Source organism: Bradyrhizobium sp. Arg237L, assembly GCF_029990105.1.
Taxonomy (GTDB): Bacteria; Pseudomonadota; Alphaproteobacteria; order Rhizobiales; family Xanthobacteraceae; genus Bradyrhizobium.
Genome location: NZ_JAQMIL010000207.1, coordinates 1 through 581, shown reverse-complemented (window position 1 = coordinate 581; position 581 = coordinate 1). Strand labels below are relative to the sequence as shown.

At 56.3% G+C, this 581-nt stretch carries 1 pseudogene; it reads left to right on the top strand.

The window, feature by feature from the left end:
• Window positions 1-81 (top strand): annotated as a pseudogene (locus tag OZ411_RS43495) (PRC-barrel domain containing protein); the annotation flags it as partial.
• Window positions 82-581 lie beyond the last annotated feature (500 nt).

Below are 581 nucleotides of genomic sequence, written 5' to 3'. Positions count from 1 at the left end.
GAACTGCACGGGCTTCGGATTTCGATCGAAGGTCATGATGGAAGATGGCCGGTCTCAACCATCAAGTTCCCGGAGGACTAGATCGTCGTATCGGCTGCGAGCTGCCCAGAGCGCACGCTCCCTTCAGAACATTCCAATCAAGATGAAAAAGCCGACCTCGATCAGGAAAGTGATGGACATGATCGTGACCGTAAGGAACACGTCGCTCGCCGAGAGAGGGTTCATGAATGCCTCGCATCTTGCGAAGCCCCGGGAGTAATCAGTCAGGCTGGAAAATGTTTCGGTTCCAGACGCAGACTGCGCGAGATGCGAGCGGCGCCCGCATCCGAGGCGGCCTAAGGCAAAGTCCGCAAAGGGTCAAAAGCCGTAATACTTGCGGCGAGCGAATCGAGTGCGGTTTGCCTCTGAGAGCGGACCACATCGCGACAGATCAAATCTGTCGCAATGGGCCAACAGGCGACATTCCCGGCTTGGCCTGATATGAAAGAGGCCGCCAACTGAGGCGGCCACGGGGAATTAACGCACCGTTCAATGTAGGCGACCGAGTAAAGAAGCGATCAGGTTACGAATACCCGGGTTTC